This window comes from Bacillus sp. FSL L8-0099, assembly GCF_038006385.1.
Lineage (GTDB): Bacteria > Bacillota > Bacilli > Bacillales > Bacillaceae_G > Bacillus_A > Bacillus_A toyonensis.
The window spans coordinates 1,421,135-1,439,863 of the sequence record NZ_JBBOVC010000001.1 but is presented as its reverse complement, the minus strand read 5'-3'; the positions used below and the strand labels follow the sequence as shown (position 1 = coordinate 1,439,863).

General features: G+C 36.5%; 22 protein-coding genes. 1 reads left to right on the top strand and 21 read right to left on the bottom strand.

Features of this window, described 5'->3' with window-relative positions; genetic code table 11:
- Positions 1-102 precede the first annotated feature (102 nt).
- From aroB to MHH42_RS07480, 17 genes are all read right to left on the bottom strand, one after another.
- Positions 103-1,188, bottom strand: coding sequence for a 3-dehydroquinate synthase (gene aroB / locus MHH42_RS07560; protein WP_000427689.1), 1,086 nt, complete (start codon positions 1,186-1,188; stop codon positions 103-105).
- Complete coding sequence (aroC, locus tag MHH42_RS07555) at positions 1,188-2,360, bottom strand: chorismate synthase (RefSeq protein WP_340893080.1); 1,173 nt, start codon at positions 2,358-2,360, stop codon at positions 1,188-1,190. The genes aroB and aroC overlap by 1 nt, the downstream gene beginning before the upstream one ends.
- A 273-nt stretch (positions 2,361-2,633) precedes the next feature.
- A complete protein-coding gene (ndk, locus tag MHH42_RS07550) occupies positions 2,634-3,080 on the bottom strand; it encodes a nucleoside-diphosphate kinase (RefSeq protein WP_000415890.1) in 447 nt (148 codons plus the stop codon).
- A gap of 124 nt (positions 3,081-3,204) precedes the next feature.
- Positions 3,205-4,167 carry a heptaprenyl diphosphate synthase component II gene (gene hepT, locus MHH42_RS07545; RefSeq protein WP_000776088.1) on the bottom strand — a complete coding sequence of 321 codons (963 nt, stop codon included), beginning with the start codon at positions 4,165-4,167 and terminating at the stop codon, positions 3,205-3,207.
- Positions 4,168-4,198: 31 nt separating this feature from the next.
- Positions 4,199-4,912, bottom strand: a complete 714-nt coding sequence (menG, locus tag MHH42_RS07540) for a 2-heptaprenyl-1,4-naphthoquinone methyltransferase (RefSeq protein ID WP_001187664.1) — start codon at positions 4,910-4,912, stop codon at positions 4,199-4,201.
- Positions 4,913-4,941: 29 nt separating this feature from the next.
- Positions 4,942-5,691, bottom strand: a complete 750-nt coding sequence (locus tag MHH42_RS07535) for a heptaprenyl diphosphate synthase component 1 (RefSeq protein ID WP_000332836.1) — start codon at positions 5,689-5,691, stop codon at positions 4,942-4,944.
- A gap of 183 nt (positions 5,692-5,874) precedes the next feature.
- A complete protein-coding gene (gene folE / locus MHH42_RS07530) occupies positions 5,875-6,444 on the bottom strand; it encodes a GTP cyclohydrolase I FolE (protein ID WP_001151479.1) in 570 nt (189 codons plus the stop codon).
- 120 nt (positions 6,445-6,564) lie between these two features.
- Positions 6,565-6,837 (bottom strand): HU family DNA-binding protein, encoded by a 273-nt coding sequence (locus MHH42_RS07525; RefSeq protein ID WP_001043860.1) that lies wholly within the window; start codon positions 6,835-6,837, stop codon positions 6,565-6,567.
- 298 nt (positions 6,838-7,135) lie between these two features.
- The gene (gene spoIVA, locus MHH42_RS07520; RefSeq protein ID WP_000416518.1) at positions 7,136-8,614 is read right to left on the bottom strand and encodes a stage IV sporulation protein A; all 1,479 of its coding nucleotides are present in this window, start codon (positions 8,612-8,614) and stop codon (positions 7,136-7,138) included.
- Between the two features lie 243 nt (positions 8,615-8,857).
- Positions 8,858-9,571, bottom strand: a complete 714-nt coding sequence (locus MHH42_RS07515; RefSeq protein WP_000719829.1) for a hypothetical protein — start codon at positions 9,569-9,571, stop codon at positions 8,858-8,860.
- 64 nt (positions 9,572-9,635) lie between these two features.
- Positions 9,636-9,839: a DUF2768 domain-containing protein gene (locus MHH42_RS07510; RefSeq protein WP_001289001.1), complete on the bottom strand. Its 204-nt coding sequence runs from the start codon at positions 9,837-9,839 to the stop codon at positions 9,636-9,638.
- A gap of 227 nt (positions 9,840-10,066) precedes the next feature.
- The gene (locus MHH42_RS07505) at positions 10,067-10,318 is read right to left on the bottom strand and encodes a stage VI sporulation protein F (protein ID WP_000369753.1); all 252 of its coding nucleotides are present in this window, start codon (positions 10,316-10,318) and stop codon (positions 10,067-10,069) included.
- Positions 10,319-10,438: 120 nt separating this feature from the next.
- Positions 10,439-11,461: an NAD(P)H-dependent glycerol-3-phosphate dehydrogenase gene (locus tag MHH42_RS07500; protein ID WP_340893077.1), complete on the bottom strand. Its 1,023-nt coding sequence runs from the start codon at positions 11,459-11,461 to the stop codon at positions 10,439-10,441.
- 18 nt (positions 11,462-11,479) lie between these two features.
- Positions 11,480-12,790, bottom strand: a complete 1,311-nt coding sequence (gene der / locus MHH42_RS07495) for a ribosome biogenesis GTPase Der (RefSeq protein ID WP_001125887.1) — start codon at positions 12,788-12,790, stop codon at positions 11,480-11,482.
- Positions 12,791-12,914: 124 nt separating this feature from the next.
- Positions 12,915-13,100, bottom strand: a complete 186-nt coding sequence (locus tag MHH42_RS07490) for a capping complex subunit for YIEGIA (protein ID WP_000979055.1) — start codon at positions 13,098-13,100, stop codon at positions 12,915-12,917.
- Positions 13,097-13,990: a YIEGIA family protein gene (locus tag MHH42_RS07485; protein ID WP_000141591.1), complete on the bottom strand. Its 894-nt coding sequence runs from the start codon at positions 13,988-13,990 to the stop codon at positions 13,097-13,099. Before MHH42_RS07485 ends, MHH42_RS07490 begins: the two co-directional genes overlap by 4 nt.
- Positions 13,983-14,594, bottom strand: a complete 612-nt coding sequence (locus tag MHH42_RS07480) for a YphA family membrane protein (RefSeq protein ID WP_000349114.1) — start codon at positions 14,592-14,594, stop codon at positions 13,983-13,985. The genes MHH42_RS07485 and MHH42_RS07480 overlap by 8 nt, the downstream gene beginning before the upstream one ends.
- 117 nt (positions 14,595-14,711) lie before the next feature.
- Between MHH42_RS07480 and MHH42_RS07475 the strand changes: the two genes are divergently transcribed.
- The gene (locus MHH42_RS07475; protein ID WP_000513901.1) at positions 14,712-14,846 is read left to right on the top strand and encodes a YpzI family protein; all 135 of its coding nucleotides are present in this window, start codon (positions 14,712-14,714) and stop codon (positions 14,844-14,846) included.
- 351 nt (positions 14,847-15,197) lie between these two features.
- On the opposite strand, the gene MHH42_RS07470 is transcribed toward MHH42_RS07475, so the two are convergent.
- The 4 genes from MHH42_RS07470 to MHH42_RS07455 all read right to left on the bottom strand — a co-directional run bounded on the left by MHH42_RS07470 (position 15,198) and on the right by MHH42_RS07455 (position 18,724).
- A complete protein-coding gene (locus MHH42_RS07470; RefSeq protein ID WP_000251049.1) occupies positions 15,198-16,247 on the bottom strand; it encodes a type 2 isopentenyl-diphosphate Delta-isomerase in 1,050 nt (349 codons plus the stop codon).
- 12 nt (positions 16,248-16,259) lie between these two features.
- The gene (gene rpsA, locus MHH42_RS07465; RefSeq protein WP_000229553.1) at positions 16,260-17,408 is read right to left on the bottom strand and encodes a 30S ribosomal protein S1; all 1,149 of its coding nucleotides are present in this window, start codon (positions 17,406-17,408) and stop codon (positions 16,260-16,262) included.
- A gap of 334 nt (positions 17,409-17,742) precedes the next feature.
- Positions 17,743-18,420: a (d)CMP kinase gene (gene cmk / locus MHH42_RS07460; RefSeq protein WP_000361259.1), complete on the bottom strand. Its 678-nt coding sequence runs from the start codon at positions 18,418-18,420 to the stop codon at positions 17,743-17,745.
- A gap of 130 nt (positions 18,421-18,550) precedes the next feature.
- Positions 18,551-18,724 carry a DUF5359 family protein gene (locus MHH42_RS07455; RefSeq protein ID WP_000754950.1) on the bottom strand — a complete coding sequence of 58 codons (174 nt, stop codon included), beginning with the start codon at positions 18,722-18,724 and terminating at the stop codon, positions 18,551-18,553.
- Between the last annotated feature and the right edge of the window lie 5 nt (positions 18,725-18,729).

The following is an 18,729-nucleotide window of genomic DNA, read 5'->3' as shown; positions in this document are numbered from 1 at the left end:
ATTACAGTAAGGGATTATAATCCCTTACTGTAATCTTTTATCATAACCGTCACTATTACGAAAACACCTCTAAATAAGCACTTCATAACTGTCCCTATATTTTTAAGCCATATCCTTTTGAAATGCTTCTAACGCAATATGAACAGTCTCATCAGGAATAGATACGACGTTCACCACCCCATATTCCTGCATAAGTACCATATGAATTGTTCCAGCATTCGCTTTCTTATCTTGTTTCATCAGTTGAACGAGGCGCTCTACATTCAAATCGCTTGGCATTTTTGGATAGCCGTATTGCAAGAACCACTGCTTTATCTCTTCATAAGCAAGATCAACTTTATACACTTGCTCACTTAAAAATAAAGCAAATAACATCCCAACTGCTACTCCGTCACCGTGAGTAATATTTCCATATCCAATCTCTTTTTCAAGAGCATGCCCTAGCGTATGTCCAAAGTTCAAATGAGCACGTACACCTTTTTCTGTTTCATCTTGCGATACAATATTTGCTTTTACAGGAATCGCCTTCATTAATATGTGAATTAACTTCTCATCACGAAGATCCGCCAATGTTTGCACTTCTTCTTTTAACCAATGATACAGTTCAACATCACCAATCAAAGCATGTTTTATCACTTCTGCAAAACCTGAACGCCATTCTTTTTCAGGAAGAGAGTATAAAAATGGTGTATGATATACAACCGCTTCTGGCTGATGGAATGCACCAATCATATTCTTCCCTAACGGATGGTTAATTGCTACTTTCCCGCCTACTGCACTATCGTGAGCTAATAAAGTCGTTGGAACTTGGACAAAGCGAATGCCACGCATAAACGACGCAGCAACAAAACCAGCCAAATCTCCAATCATTCCGCCTCCAAGTGCGATAATTAAAGAATTTCTATCTAATTTATTTTCAAGAGCTGACGTATGAGCCGCATAGAAATTTTCAAAAGACTTCTCTTTTTCACCACTCGGTACAACGAATGAAAATACTTCTTGCTCTACTTGCAATGCATTCACAACTGTCTGTAAATGTAAAGATGCAACAACTTCATCTGAAATGATCATTACGTTAGATACAACTGGCTGCATATTTTGAACAAATGTTGTCAAATGTAATAATGCCTCTTTCCCAACATGTACATCATATTCTTTTGATTTCGTTTGAATATGTATGTTTTCCATTAAAATCCCCTCGCATATTCATTATGTTTCTCCATATTTTCACGAATAAGATCCATACGATCTAATCCAAATTGTTCCATTAAAGCAGTCGCTAATTCCCAAGCCACAACAGCTTCTGCAACGACACTAGCTGCTGGTACAGCACAACTATCTGAACGTTCAATGCTTGCTGTAAAAGGTTCTTTCGTATCAATATCCACACTTTGAAGAGGTTTATATAGTGTAGGTATCGGTTTCATCACACCGCGCACAACAATTGGCATTCCAGTCGTCATACCGCCTTCTAATCCACCTGCATGATTCGTTCTTCGTGTATATCCACGTGCTTCATTCCACAGAATTTCATCATGAACTTCACTTCCGGGTCTATGCGCTGCTTCAAAACCAATTCCAATCTCAACACCTTTAAAGGCATTAATGCTCATAATCGCGGCTGCTAATTTCGCATCCAGTTTTCGATCATAATGCACGTAACTTCCTACTCCAATTGGCATTCCTTCCACAATTACTTCAACGATGCCACCGATTGAATCACCATTTGCTTTCGCATCATCAATTGCTTTTATCATTTGGTTGCCAGCTTCTTCATCTAAACAACGTACAGGTGATGCTTCTGTAATACTTTTTAATTCTTCAATTGAACGATACGTAATCTCCTTAGCTTGTACACCGCCAATTTCAATTACATGGCCTGCCACTGTAATACCAAGTTCCGCTAACACTTTTTTAGCAACCGCACCAGCAGCAACACGCACTGTCGTTTCGCGTGCTGAAGAACGTTCAAGTACATTTCTCATATCTCTATGACCATATTTAATCGCACCATTTAAATCAGCATGTCCAGGTCTTGGTTTTGTTACTTTCCTCTTCATTTCTTTTTCTTCTTGTTCCGTTAACGACTCTGCACCCATAATTTTTGTCCAGTGTGCAAAATCACGATTTTCAACAACAAGTGCAATTGGAGAACCTAATGTCTCTCCATGTCTAACACCACTTGCAATTTGCACTTGATCTGTTTCAATTTGCATGCGTCTACCACGCCCATATCCCTTTTGCCTTCTAGCTAACTCTTCATTTATATCATCCGCTACTAAAGGCAGTCCTGCTGGAATACCTTCTATAATCGTTGTAAGTTGTGGACCATGAGATTCACCAGCTGTAATATATCGCATACGTTATTCCTCTTTTCGTATATGTATTTATCTCGCTATATTAAGCAATGATATTATCTTTCATTACTCTAAAAATATGAAAGAAATTATATGATTGATCAGCCATTCGCTTATTCTCCGATAGGCCTTTTACTTTACATATCAATATATCATAACCGCTCTAACTTCGTAACTAATCCAAATAAAAAAAGTGCAAGAAGAATACCCCTATTCTCCTTGCACTTTTTACTATTATCACAGTGATTAAAGCGTTTACAAATTATTTCAAAATAATTAGTAAATCCATTCATTCATTAATTTTGAGTAGTCTACCAATTCTTCTTCTTTAAAGAAAATAGCAATCTCGCGCTCTGCGCTTTCTAAAGAATCAGAACCGTGGATAATGTTTTTCGCAACAGTTACACCGAAATCTCCACGAATTGTTCCAGGAGCCGCTTCATGTGGTCTTGTTTTACCCATCATATTACGAGCTGTATCTACTACACCTTCACCTTGCCATACCATTGCAAATACAGGTCCAGATGTAATAAAGTCTACTAATTCACCAAAGAAAGGTTTTTCCTTATGCTCACCGTAGTGTTGTCCAGCAATTTCCGGAGTGACTTGCATTAATTTTGCACCAACTAATTGAAAGCCCTTTTTCTCAAAACGAGCTACAATTTCCCCAATGAAGGCACGTTGTACACCGTCTGGTTTTACCATTAGAAATGTTTTTTCCATAAAAAATCTCTCCACTTCTGAATTATGTATGTAATTGTATATCCCCACACACATATTAACACCCTTATCACAATTGTGCAATAGTTTTGAAATAGAGAGATTATTTTATTTTTTAGAATAAACACTAAAATTTTCGTTTTCCAATATACTTTGCAACATTTTGTAATGCATACTTTGCTTGCCCACGTGGGAGTGGTTTTATTATTTCCAATGCTTTATGTAAATAACGTTCGCTAAACGCAAATGCTTGATCAATAGCTGTACTATTTTTTACAGCATCAATAATTTCTTTCATTTCACTTGCTGTTGTATTTTCATGTACAGAAGTGATTTTCTTGCGGAGTATTGGATCTTCCATCGCATATAAAGCAGGCAGCGTAATATTTCCTTGTAGTAAGTCACCACCAGCAGGTTTTCCAAGTTTCTCTTCTGTTGAAACGAAATCTAAAATGTCATCAATAATTTGATAAGACATTCCTACGAAATACCCATACCAAAACAAACGATTTACCATATCACGATTAGCACCAGCAGCAATCGCCCCTAGCTGACAACTCGCAGCAATTAATAATGCTGTTTTTCGCTTTATCCTTCTTAAATACGTTCGTAAATTTTGGTCATAGTTATATTTATCTTTAATTTGTTCAATTTCACCTTTACATACTTCTAAAATTGTATGCGACAGTGCCTGATGCGCCTCTGGAATTTCGATATTTGTTACACATTCAAGAGACTTAGCAAACAGATAGTCTCCTGTATACATTGCAATACGATCTCCCCATTTCGCATTCACAGTCGCACTACCGCGTCGTAAAAACGCTGCATCAATAACGTCATCGTGAACGAGAGAAGCCATATGAATAAGTTCCAACGCAACAGCGACGTGCTTAATTGCGTCTAACTTATAATCCCCGAATTTCCCTGCAAGCAACACGAATACAGGACGAATTCGCTTCCCACCAGCTTCAATGAGTTGTAATGCCGCCTCTTCTACTAATGGCTGTTCAGAAGCAACTGTCTTTTTTAATTCTTTTTCTATTACATTAATATCCGATCGTAAAAAAGAGTACATAAGTTGTAACTTCATATTGTTCACCTTAACCTAAAACTTCTTTTTTCTATTTTGATTCTGGTTTCATACCTAAATGCATCGCTGCTACTCCAAAAGTAAATGGTTTCACTTGTACACGTTCAAGTCCAGCTTCCTCAAACATTTGAGCCAATTCTTTCATCCCTGGGAATGTACTAGCGGATTCTTGAAGCCATGAATATTCTTTATAGCTTTTCGCAAACATCTTTCCAAATAACGGCATGATATATTTAAAGTATAAAATATACCCTTGTCGAAAACCAATCATTGTTGGTTGCGATGTTTCTAGGCAGATTACTTTACCACCTGGTTTTACTACACGTGTCATTTCTTTTAATACGTGTAAATAATCTGGTACGTTACGCAAACCAAATCCAATCGTTACATAATCAAATGTATGATCTTCAAATGGAAGTTCCATTGCATTTCCATGTAGAAGTTCTACTTGTTTTAATTGTAACGCCTCTACCTTTTGTTTACCGACAGATAACATGTTTTCACTGAAGTCTAGGCCAACAACCTTCCCCTGCTCACCTACAGCTCCTGCTAGCGCAATTGTCCAATCCGCTGTCCCGCAGCACACATCAAGCGCTTTACTGCCAGGTTTTACATCCATAATACGCATCGTCTCTTTACGCCATGCTTTATGTCTTTGAAAACTAATTACAGAATTCATCACATCGTATTTATCTGAAATTTTCTCAAATACATCATGTACTCTTTCTTCTTTTGATTGTTGCATGCTCGTACCTTCTTCCAATGTAAAATTGCTTATGTCTTCGATTTATCTCTTAACACAGAATTTATTTCACTTATGTCTGTGTGATCTTCTAAAAATTGATCTTCTTTCTTTCGTAATTCCATCATCCATTCATTAATAACTGTTTCTGCATCAGCTTTATCCCCTAAAGCCTCTTGCACTGCTTGAAAAACAGGTGAATGTTGTTTATCAGCATACAGTTGACATTCTTTTTGGAGACGATTTTTCCCTAATACATACGTTATAAATGGTTTCCAATGTGATAAATGGAAATGATCACATGTTTTTTGAAGGAGCGCAGATTCAATCGTTACTACACTCTCCATTATGTTATCCATCTTGTCATGCGCTTTTTGGTATAGCATAATTTTATGTTCATTAATCTCTTTAATTCCTTCAGCAAGCGCGCGAATTAAAACAATATCACGATTCATAGACAATAAGTAATAATATAGCCCACTATAGTAATCACCTGCAAGTACTGTTAACTGGCGGCGTTTATGCGATTCAATCGCTTCTTCTCCCGCTTTGTTTGATACTCTTTCATGTGTATCAAGCGCAATTTGCACAAGCATAATCGTTACTACATAATGCTCAATTTGTTCTATATGTAAATTTTCACTTTTTAAAGCTCCATATAACAATGCTATTTTCTCTTCATCAATACATGGTTCTTCAATATAGTTTATAAAATAAGGATGGCGTAATTTCTCCATCAATTTCTCTTTTATACCCGCATACCCTCCGTAGATGTCACACACAAAAAATCACCCTTGTTTTCTAATTCATAAAACTTATTATAACACATACATTCTATTTTCTATAACCAAAACTTGGCTACACCTTCCATTGATGTAAGCAATCTTTCTATTCTCACTCTGCCCAACTAACACTATATCATTTATTTACTTGTAAAAAAAAGAAAAGCAGTTTCCCGCTTTTCTTTACTTCGTTTTAATAAAAGATAAAATTTCACTACGCGCTGCAGCATCATTTTCAAGCACACCACGTACTGCCGTCGTTATCGTTTTCGCACCTGGTTTTTTCACACCACGCATCGTCATACACATATGTTCTGCTTCTACTACTACCATTACACCATGCGGCTCTAGTACTTCCATGATAGAATTAGCCACTGTTGATGTAATACGTTCTTGTAGTTGTGGACGACGTGCAATTGTATCTACAGTACGAGCTAATTTACTTAACCCCGTCACCTTTCCGCCTTGCGGAATATATGCAACGTGAGCAACTCCATAGAATGGAACTAGATGATGCTCACACATCGAATAAAATGGTATATCTTTTACTAGTACAAGCTCTTCGTGATCTTCTCCGAATACTTTATGCAAATGCTCTTTTGGATCTTCATGCATCCCCGAGAACACTTCTGCGTACATTTTTGCAACGCGCTTCGGTGTATCAAGTACTCCCTCACGATTTGGGTCATCTCCGATTGCCTCTAAAATAAGGCGTACTGCGTGTTCAATTTGTTCTAAATTAACTTTTGCCATCCGCTAGCCCTCCCGAAAACCTAAAAGTGATACGAACACATTCTAGCATATTTATGTTTTTAAAAGCAAAAAGAAGAGTTCCCAAAAAGGAAACTCTTCTTCCCTGTTAATATGTAAGGATTATTTAACCGCATCTTTTAACGCTTTACCAGGTTTGAATGCAGGTACTTTACTTGCAGCGATTTCAATCTCCTCACCTGTTTGTGGGTTACGACCTTTACGAGCCGCACGCTCACGAACTTCGAAGTTACCGAATCCGATCAATTGTACTTTATCACCTTGTTTTAAAGCTTCTAAGATAGAATCAAAAACAGCGTCTACTGCTTTTGTTGCGTCCTTTTTAGAAAGGGAACTTGCTTCTGCAACAGCATTGATTAAATCTGTCTTGTTCATGCCATTCACCTCCTCCCAAAGATAAGACTGTATAATGATCATAAAATGAGTCTTACTTTCATTTGTAGGCAATTTTTACAAATTCTATACTACAAAGATGTAGATAAATCATTATCAACGCCTATATTATACGATTCTCCTTTATAATTCAATATTTTTAAGGAAATTGTTACTCTTAAAATGTGAAAATCTGATGAAACTTGACAATTTACAACAATGTATTAGATAATGACTGTTTATTTTTCTATTCCATACGTAAAAAATAAAAAAATCCCTCTACAATGAGAGGGTTTTTTTCTTATAATATAATCGCAATTAATCCGCCAGATCCTTCATTAATAATTCTTTCTAGTGTTTCTTTTAATTTATATCTAGCATTTTCTGGCATTAAAGATAGTTTTGCTTGAATTCCTTCTCGAACAATAGAGCTAAGCGAACGTCCGAATATATCGGAATTCCAAATTGATAATGGATCATCTTCAAAATCTTGCATTAAATAACGAACTAATTCTTCACTTTGCTTTTCAGTACCAATAATCGGCTCAAACGTCGATTCAACATCTACTTTAATCATATGAATAGATGGAGCTACCGCTTTTAATTTCACACCAAACCTTGAACCGTGACGTATGATTTCCGGCTCATCTAAGCTCATATCAGCTAGTGCAGGTGCTGCTACACCATATCCTGTTTGCTTTACCATACGCAGGGCATCCGCCACTTGATCATATTCTATTTTCGCATGAGATAAGTCGAGCATAAGCTTCAGTAAATGATCTTTCCCTCGAATTTCTACCCCTACTACTTCTTTTAAAATTTGATCGTACAATTCATCTGGCGCATATAAATCAATCTCTGCCACACCTTGCCCCATATCAATGCCAGCTAGACTTGCCCGATCAATAAATTCATATTGACTAAACTGCCAAACGACACGGTCCACATCACGAAGACGTTTTATATCCTTCACAGTCTCTTGAACTGCTTCTTGATAACTTTTGCGTAACCAATGCCCTTCATTTAGCACCATTACCCAACTAGGAAGATTTACATTCACCTCTAATACTGGGAACTCAAATAACGCTTCTCGAAGTACATTATATACATCTGTTTCTCTTAAACTCTCTACACTCATCGCAATTACTGGTATATCATATTCTTCAGATAAACTTTGGCGTAATTGCTCTGTATCCGGATGATACGGCTGTACAGTATTGATAATCATAATGAAAGGCTTTCCAACTTCTTTTAACTCATTTACAACGCGTTCTTCTGCCTCTATATAATCTCTTCTTGGTATTTCGCCAATCGTTCCATCCGTTGTAATTACAACACCAATTGTTGAATGTTCTTGAATTACTTTGCGCGTGCCAATTTCTGCAGCTTCATGGAATGGAATAGGCTCTTCATACCAAGGAGTATTAATCATACGCGGGCCATTCTCATCTTCATAGCCTTTTGCTCCTGGAACCGTATATCCAACACAATCTACTAATCGAATATTTACTTCAAGTCCTTCATCTACTTCGATAGAAACCGCTTGGTTTGGAACAAACTTCGGTTCCGTCGTCATGATTGTACGACCAGCAGCACTTTGAGGCAGTTCATCCTGCGCTCTTTGGCGGTCAGATTCATTCTCAATGTTCGGAATAACAACAAGTTCCATAAATTTTTTAATGAATGTTGATTTCCCTGTTCGAACAGCTCCTACAACTCCAAAATAAATATCACCGCCTGTGCGTTCCGCAATATCTTTAAAAATATCTACCTTTTCCAAGTGATTCCCTCCCTCAAAATTTTTGGGAATAATTCCGTGTATATAGTCAACTAATACCTTCTCTAACGTTGCCTATAATATCTGATATAATATAATGGTATTCTAGAAGTTCGGACAATATATCAAATAATTTTGTCCAATTTCATATGACTATTTAAAAAATACTTTTTGTTTGCATCACAAGTTGTATAACATAAAAAACCTTTCTTCTAGAACTTATTCGCTAAAAGAAAGGTTCATGACTTATGATTTAAAAAAAATTGGTTCTCCGTCCTTCACCGTATACGGTAAAGAATATGCGGGAACAAATGGGGAGTCTTTCGATAGTATATTTCGAATATCTTCTCCTTCCTTAAATTGCCCTTCATTTTTTTTCAACACTTCATATAAGTCGATTCTGTAGTCAACAAATACTTCTCCTTTTTCATTGATTACAAAAGGAAGTCCTTTACCAGAATACGGACTTGTCACTTGCGGTACATCTTTATATCCTAGTTTTTTGTAATCCAATTCATATACCCCGTCTGAAATTACTTTTTTAAACGGTGGATATCTATGTTCATCACGGTACATCCTTAGTTTTAATGATAATTCCTGAATTTGTTCAACCATCCTTATATCAATTAACTTTACGGTCGGATTTGTTTCAACATCTATTAATACGTATTGGTATACCCCTCCACTTTCATACGCATTCCCTGGTGCTTCTTGTATGTAGCGCGGAGCAATTTTTTGAAAATCGATTGGATACTTTTGATAAATAGGTGTACTCATATCACGCGTTTTAATTGGCAATATCCCACCATTTTGTTCCTTATATGTCGTAATAGCTTTTTGAACAACTTGTAACTGATCTTCATAAGGAACAGCATTTTGTTTCATATTTTCTTTCGGATACATACACCCTGTTAAAACGCTGATGCAACAAAATATTAAAATAATATGGATTTTTTTCACTAACAATCACCTTTTCACGCTAGTATAACTTACTCCTTATGTAACATTTTGAGATACACTCCTCTTACTGCTCCACAGGTCCACTAAATACAACAAGAAAAATAACAATACCCGACACAATCATGAGGGTGTACGCTACTAACGCTGTAATCCCTTTCAGAAATTTATTTTTCATTTTATGCCTACTTAATAAAATAAAAACTACTGCAACAAACATAAATCCCATTGCCCCTAAGGAAAACCACATTTTTATAAGCCCTTCTGACATATATACACCCCTTTACTTTCAATCTATTTTTATACTATTTTAACAAATTAAAATCTTTAAACAAATACAATTCATCATTTTAATGTAAATTAACAAAATTTATGTACAAAAATAAAACCGAAGCGCATTATTTTGCGCTTCGGTTGACCAAATATGCCCTTACCAGCTCTATTCCCATTCTTTCATGGCTATCATATGCAATCTACAATCTCTTTGTTTCTCATAATTTATTTTTTAAACATTTTGCTTAACGAGCCAAAATCTGCTGGCATATTATTGTTAATAATCGCTTTTACAATTTGATCCTCTTGCTCTTTCGGCACCTCACGTCCTGCCATAAGAGCTACTTGATGAATCAATTGACGAAGCACAGTTTCATCACGTAAATTCGCATTTTGTACAGATGACGCTAATTTAAAAATATCCTCTTTGTTCACTTTCGCTTCCTTCTCAATATTATTAAAAATGTTATTATCCATTCTTTTCACCCTCTCCTCAAGTTACACTTCATCCTATGCAAAAATAAAAAAATGGTGAAAAGACCCAATCAAAAAATAAAAAAGCGACAGGAGTACAAATTGTACTTCTGTCGCTTTTATTTAAAGTAAATCAGGTATAGCTTCCACTTCATGTTTTCGAACGCGTCCCATCAATGAGCCTACTGCATCCTTTACATCATTCCCATTGAACAACACGTCATATAAAGCAGCTGTAATCGGCATTTCAACTTCCATCTTCTCTGCCAATTCATGAGCAGCTTTCGTTGTTCTTACGCCTTCTACAACCATCCCCATACTTTCTAACACTTCTTCTAAAGAGTGCCCTTTTCCGAGCATATTTCCAGCGCGCCAATTTCGGCTATGAACACTTGTACAAGTTACTATCAAGTCTCCCATACCAGTTAGACCAGCGAACGTTAAAGGATTTCCGCCCATTTTTCTTCCTAAACGAGCAATTTCCGTTAAACCACGTGTCATTAATGCCGCTTTCGCATTATCACCTAATCCAAGACCATCCGTTATCCCTGCAGCTAATGCGATAATATTTTTTAAAGCACCACCAAGCTCAACTCCAACAATATCAGGATTTGTGTATACACGGAAGTAGCTATTCATAAACAAATCTTGTACTTCCTCAGCCGCTTCCATACGCTTCGCTGCCGATGTAACAGTTGTCGCTTGACGTAAGCCGACTTCTTCAGCATGACTCGGTCCAGACAGTACAACAACATCTTTAATCAAGTTCTCTGGAATTTCTTCCTCAATCACTTCCGAAATACGTTTTGACGTACCTGGTTCGATCCCTTTACTTGCATGAATCCACGTAACTGGTTCTGTAACAATTTCTTTCATCTCTTGTAATACATCTCTGTACGCTTTCGTCGGTACTACTAACAGTACTGTATTTACATCTACTAATGCTTCTTCTAAAGAAGAGTAGGCTACGATTGTGCTTGGCAATGTAATTCCTGGAAGATATCGACTATTCTCATGTTTCGCATTAATCTCATCCATAAGTTCAGAACGATTTCCCCAAATACATACATCATGTCCATTGTCAGCTAATACCATCGCTAACGCTGTTCCCCAGCTACCTGCTCCTATTACTGTGATTTTTGTCATAAAATCACATCCTCTCCATTAGTCTCTTGCTCTAGCGATAATGTGAATCGGTGTTCCTACAAAACCGAACGCTTCACGTAAACGATTCTTTAAGAAGCGCTCATATGAAAAGTGCATTAATTCTGTATCGTTTACAAACACAACAAATGTCGGTGGTTTTACCGCAACCTGTGTCGCATAGAAGATCTTCAGACGGCTACCATTATGAGTCGGCGTTGGATTCATCGCTACAGCATCCATAATTACATCATTTAATACATTCGTTTGTACACGGATACTATGACTTTCATTTACTTCATTAATAACTGGTAACAATGTTTGTGTACGTTTTTTCGTTTTCGCAGATAAGAATACAATCGGTGCATAGTCCAAGAATTGGAAATGAGCACGAATATTTTCTTCAAATGCTTTCATTGTTTTCTCATCTTTTTTCACTGCATCCCATTTGTTTACAACGATAATAACAGCTCGTCCTGAATCATGAGCATATCCAGCAATTTTTTTATCCTGTTCAATAATTCCTTCTTCTCCGTCTAAAACGACTAAAACAACGTCAGAACGTTCAATCGCTCTAAGCGCACGAAGTACACTATATTTTTCTGTGCTTTCGTATACTTTCCCTTTTTTACGCATACCAGCTGTATCGATAATTACATAATCTTGACCATCTTTGCTATATGGTGTATCAACAGCATCACGTGTCGTTCCTGCTATATTACTTACAATTACACGTTCTTGACCAAGAAGTGCATTTACAAGTGATGATTTCCCTACGTTTGGACGTCCAATTAAAGAGAAACGGATTGTTTCATCGTCATACGCTTCTTCTTCAATCTTCGGAAAATGATTTGCAGCTTCATCTAACAAATCACCAAGTCCTAAACCATGTGTACCTGAAATCGGGAATGGCTCACCGAATCCTAATGCATAGAAATCATAAATGTCACTACGCATTTCTGGATTATCAACCTTATTTACCGCAAGTACAATAGGTTTTTTAGAACGATATAAAATTTTAGCAACTTCTTCATCTGCTGCAGTTACACCATCGCGACCATTCGTCATAAAAATGATAACATCTGCTTCATCAATCGCTACTTCCGCCTGTTGACGAATTTGTGTCAAGAACGGCTCGTCTCCAATATCAATTCCACCTGTATCAATAATGTTAAACTCATGATTTAACCATTCTCCCGCACTATAAATACGGTCTCGCGTTATACCTGGTATATCTTCTACGATTGAAACTCTTTCTCCAACAATTCTATTGAAAATAGTAGATTTTCCTACGTTCGGGCGGCCTACTATTGCTATTACTGGTTTCGGCATATACTTTCATCCTTTCAACTTGCTTCTGTTTATTATGTAAAAAACCCTTCTTTGTGCAAGAAGGGATTTGCATTCCAGAATATTTCTCAACGTATCAAAACACCTCATATTATAACACACGTTGCTAATGTTTCACAATAATATATACATTCTCTTGTAAGCGATGCGCAATACCATCTAATATCGCCTCTAAATTATTTGCAACAAATTCTAGTTCCTCTTTCGTCTCACAAGTAAATAAGGGAGCTCCGCCTGCAAACTTTTCCGGTGTCGTTGTAATTACCGCGAGAATAACACTTTCTAACATCATCTTTTATCTCCCCTTCCTTTCGGGGCTTCCGATGACATATGAACGGCACTTTCTAGCGTTGGCACATTCCCTATGACACCTATCGCTTTCTCGGCATCTTGGTCTTGCGGCAAGACAAAGATGCCAACTCTTCCATCTTCTAAATCACGCTTTGCTAACGGTACAAGTGCTGGTGTACCTGAATCCCTATATATCCCTAGAGCAACAGAGACATCATGTAAAATAGCTTGCCGTTGTCCTAAATTTGCAATTGTAACCATCGCATCAATTGATTTCGGTTTTAAAATAAAACCCATTCCATATTTCATAATTTCTTCTTGCCTTGCCGGCAATCCAATATTCATAATATAAATATTATCAATATAAAGCCCCGCTCCTTCAAAGCGAAGCGGTACATGCTCGATATCAACAAGATCATGTAACCTTTTGCCTGACATTAATTTTTTCGCAATAAAAAATGCTATGATAGCCATAATTACTCCAGCAATCCATGAATGGAACCCTATATACGCAAACGTCGTTGCAAACGACGTTAACATCGCCAAATAGTTGCGACTTTCAAAAACTAATGCAATTCCTTCAATGTATGTATTTCCACGCGGTACGAGCTCATATCCATCTAATTGTTGAAGCGTATTTCTTTCCATATTACGCACATCACGAAATTGCGTCGCTGCTAACGTAAGAAATGTAATGGCAGAAAAATCTTTTTTCAAAATAGACGGGATTGCAATCGCTCCTAAGGCTGCGGCAATTAACCCCATCGCAATATGAATAATTTTCCCATGAAGCCTCGTTGGATATTGCCGCGTATCCGTGCGAAGCATTAACACTCTCGTTACCGTCCCTGCTATTACGCCACATAAAATGGCTGGTGTATATTCAGTCATGTATTACCCTCGCCTTTCTTTTACGTGTTTTCCGCTTAAACTGTTCCATGTATACTGATACTTTTGCAATCCAAAATAAAATTGTCATAAACAATGTAGAAACGGCGATGATATCAAAAAACGCTAAACTACCGTAATCATAAGGGAAGTTTAGTTTTCGAAAAATAAGTGTCACTAACAACTCTCCTTGCAACATCCCTATATATAAAGAACATAATCGCAGGAAACGATCTCCATGCAATAAAACTGATGCATACACAAGGGCACCACTTAACAGAAACAACCTATCCACCACAATCCAAATCGGGTCATATACTTCTAACAAATGAAAACTTGTATATAACATTGCAATAATAAGCGCCGAAAGTAAGGTATATATTTTTTTCCAAATAGAATATAGCGTAATCCCTATAAAAGAAATAATACAAAGTAAAAGAGCATTTATTGATACCGTGAATGAAGCAATCGTTACATGTAACGGAGAGCAAATTATAAAAATCAATATACAAGCACTTAACTTCCATCGAATAGATTCCTTTTTCATAAAGAAAGTTACGATAACCCACCCTATCCAAGCTACAAAATAAAAAGTACTCCCATCCATCATTTCACCTCCTATGTTTTCCATTATGGGAACTTTTTATGAAAGTTAATCCCCCTTTCTTTACGCATAGTTTTTTCATATAACAGCAACACTTTTAATAAGGAGGTGCTATTCACAATGGGTAAAGATCGCCAAGAACGAAAACTAAGAGAATCACGCCGCGTTGAATCGGATCGCGACCAATCACTTCAATATCCTGGTGCAACAAGTCTTGATACACCGGAGCAAGCTCGCAAGCAAAATCAGCACTAAACATACAAAAAGACGGTTTCGATATTGTCCGAAACCGTCTTTTTTCATAATTATTTTAATGATTTTTATTTATATTGAAATAATATTTTATATACTAATCTTCCCATGACTTAATTTCACCTTCACCTATTTCCCATAGGAAATTTAAGCTCTCTCTAATAATTCAGCATCACCTCTTCTATATTTTCTCATTTTTGCAACCTCTTTTTCAATTGCAAATTCCGCCGAATAATATTTTTATATACAATTAATCTTATTAAACGTCTGTTTTTTATAGAATACTAATTCCGTTCCCTACTTTATATTACAAAAAAGAATAGAAAACAAAAAACCAACCGTTCGGTTGGTTTTTTATCTCCTACTATAATGCGTTGTATCAATACCACGCTGCATTAACCAATGATACGTTTCGCCCTTTACAACAAGAGGTACAGATTGCAACTCTTCTATCGTCTTCGCACCAAGAGCTGTCATAATAAATTTTAAATCTGTATGTAAAAGATCAATTTCATCCACTAACTTCTCGATACCATCTTGCATTAAAATACGTAAAAAGTATCCAGCAAATGCGGTTGTATTCGCCCCTAATGCGATTGCCTTCGCCACGTCAAGCGCTGTTTGTATGCCCCCAGATGCAATAAAAGAGAGGTTGTTATTTGTAGAGGTTGCTTCAATAATCGAGGTAGTTGTTTGTATGCCCCAGTTATTAAAATAAGAAAGCATTCGCTGTCTTCTTTCATTTTCAACAGCAGCAAAATTTGTACCACCTTGTCCACCAATATCAATTGCCGTTACACCTATACTCACTAACTGTTGCACTGTTTCCTTACTCATCCCAAATCCAACTTCTTTTACAATGACAGGAATTTTACTCTTTAAAACAATTTGTTCAATCCGCTGAAGTACCCCCGTAAAATCACGATCTCCTTCAGGCATCGTTAACTCTTGTATAACATTTAAATGAATTTGTAGTGCGTTTGCTTCAATCATATCAACGGCACGCTCTGCCTGTTCGACAGTTGCCTCACTACCTAAATTCGCAAAGAAAATCCCATTTGGATTTATCTTTCTAACGACCTTATAAGAAGCCGCCTCACGCTCATCTTTTAACGCTGCCATTTGCGAACCTACAGCCATAGCGAGATTATGATGTTTCGCTACATATGCTAGTTGCTCATTAATATGTAACGTTTGCTCTCCTCCACCACCAGTCATCGCATTGATAAAAATCGGCGAACTTAGTGAAAGTTCGCCGATTTTTGTTTCACATGTTATAGTATCATAACTTGAATTTGGCAAGCTTTGATGCACAAAATCAATATCATGAAAGCCATGCGTACGAGACTGACCAGTAGAAAGAGCATATTCAATATGATCTAATTTACGTTTTGCCCTTACCACTCGTACCCCTCTTTATTTCTTTAATTTTTTCAGTTGTTCACCAATAATATCACTTAATTGGAAAGTAGCAGAATCAGCATTTGGCTCATATTTGCTATAATCTTCTGTTACATTATTTTCTTCAAGTGCTTCTTTTATACTTAAAGAAATACGTTTTTCCGCTACATGTACTTCAAGTACTTTCACTTTTACTTCTTGTCCCATTTCCAATACTTCATTTGGATTTTTCACGTGACGATTTGCAATTTGAGATACGTGCACAAGCCCTTCAACGCCAGGTAAAATTTCAACGAAAGCACCGAATGTAACTAGACGTTTTACTACTCCCTCACGAATATCACCAGCTTTTATTTCACCAGCAACATTTTCCCAAGGTCCCGGCTGAGCTGCTTTAATTGATAAAGAGATACGTTGCGTATCAGCATCAACAGATAGCACCTTTACCTTTACTTTTTGACCTTGCTCTAGCACTTCAGATGGTTGCTCCACACGTTCGTGTGAAATTTGCGAAATGTGAACTAAACCGTCCACACCACCAACGTTAACGAAAGCACCAAAATCCGTTAATCGTTGTACTGTTCCTTCAACAATATCCCCTTCTTTTAACGAAGAGATTGCTTCTTTTTTCTTAGAATCTAGTTCTAATTCTACTACCGCTTTATGCGAAAGGATTACACGATTTTTTTCGCGGTCTAATTCAACAATTTTTACCGCTAATGTTTTTCCTTTATAGTCAGAAAAGTCTTCTACATAATGTACTTCTACAAGTGAAGCTGGGATAAAACCACGAACGCCTAGGTCCACAACTAATCCACCATTCACGATATCTTTTACAGTAACATCAAATACATGACCAGAAGTAAATTTCTCTTGTAATTCTACCCATGCTTTTTCTGCATCAACAGCACGTTTAGATAAAACAAGATCATCTTCTTCTAATTTAATAATTTTCAATTCTAGTGTTTGATCTAATTCTACAACATCGCTTGCTTTTTCAATATGAACGTTAGCTAATTCACTAATTGGAATTACGCCATCTGTTTTGTATCCAACATTTACAAGCACTTGTTTTTCTTCAACCTTCGTTACAGAACCTGTAACAACGTCACCAACTTGTAATTCTTTTGAATCCATAACTTCTTCATTCATTTTCTCTACCATGGAAATACCTCCCTACAGAATTGACAAAGCATTTTTATGTATATACGAAATGAAAACAAATGTTTTCATTTGCATGTTTAAGAATTTATCATCACATACTCTTTTTCAATAGCATTCATAAGAAAATATATTAATCCTATATAAATAGTATACAGCAAAATCATCTTGAAGAAAGTATGTTTTGAAATATAATAGCGAATATATTCTGACAGTTTTATTCCTCTTTAACTAACTTCTTATAAATCGGCTCATTTGTCAAGGAAAGAGACTCACAATTCACGTATCCTTTACATTTCTATACAAACAAAAAAAGAAAGAGGATAATCCCCTTTCTTTATTTCGCAAATACTCCTGAAACAATACCCATAATTTTTTGGACGACTTCTTCAATTGATAAAGAAGTTGTATCTAATTCCAATGCATCATCAGCCTTTTTTAGAGGAGAAACTTCGCGTTCTGAATCCAATTTATCACGCTGAGCAATTTCTTCTTGTAACTGCTCTAAATTAGAATCGAAACCTTTATTTATATTTTCTAAATGTCTTCTTTCCGCTCTTTCTTCTACAGAAGCAAGCATAAAGATTTTCACTTCAGCATCTGGTAACACATGTGTACCAATATCACGGCCATCCATTACAACGCCGCCTTTTTCCGCTAATTCTTGTTGACGACGAACCATTTCTTCACGAACAAGACGATGCTTTGCCACAATAGATACTCGATTCGTCACATCAGGCGTACGAATAACTTCCGAAACATCTTGTCCATTTAAAAATACAAGTTGTGTATTTTCTCCTTGTTGAAATTCAATATTCACATTTTTTACAACTTCCATTAGCTTTTCTTCATTTTCAATATCCACTTTTTGTTCAAGGGCTGCATATGTAATAGCACGGTACATTGCGCCTGTATCAATATAAACGTAAGAAAGCTTCTTTGCCACAACTTTTGCAACTGTACTTTTCCCAGCAGCTGCTGGACCATCTATAGCAATTGAAATTCGTTTATCCATTGTAACACCTCATTTTTTCACTTATAAAACAAAACGAAAAGCAGGTATTCATCCCTGCTTCTTCTCATTTGCTTCACGTCATTAAATCCTCAATTATTGTAGCATAATCCTTCCTAGAAGAAAACGAAAACTACCTACTCACCTGTAAGATTTCTTCTTTATTTTTCGCGACGACACCTTCATAATAAACAATTTTAGATAGATATTTTATTGATGACTTATGTATAAATAACAATTGCACAACACAAAGACAAATAAATTGAATTATTAATATACGAATGATAATTTTCTCCACCTTCTTCAAGATAT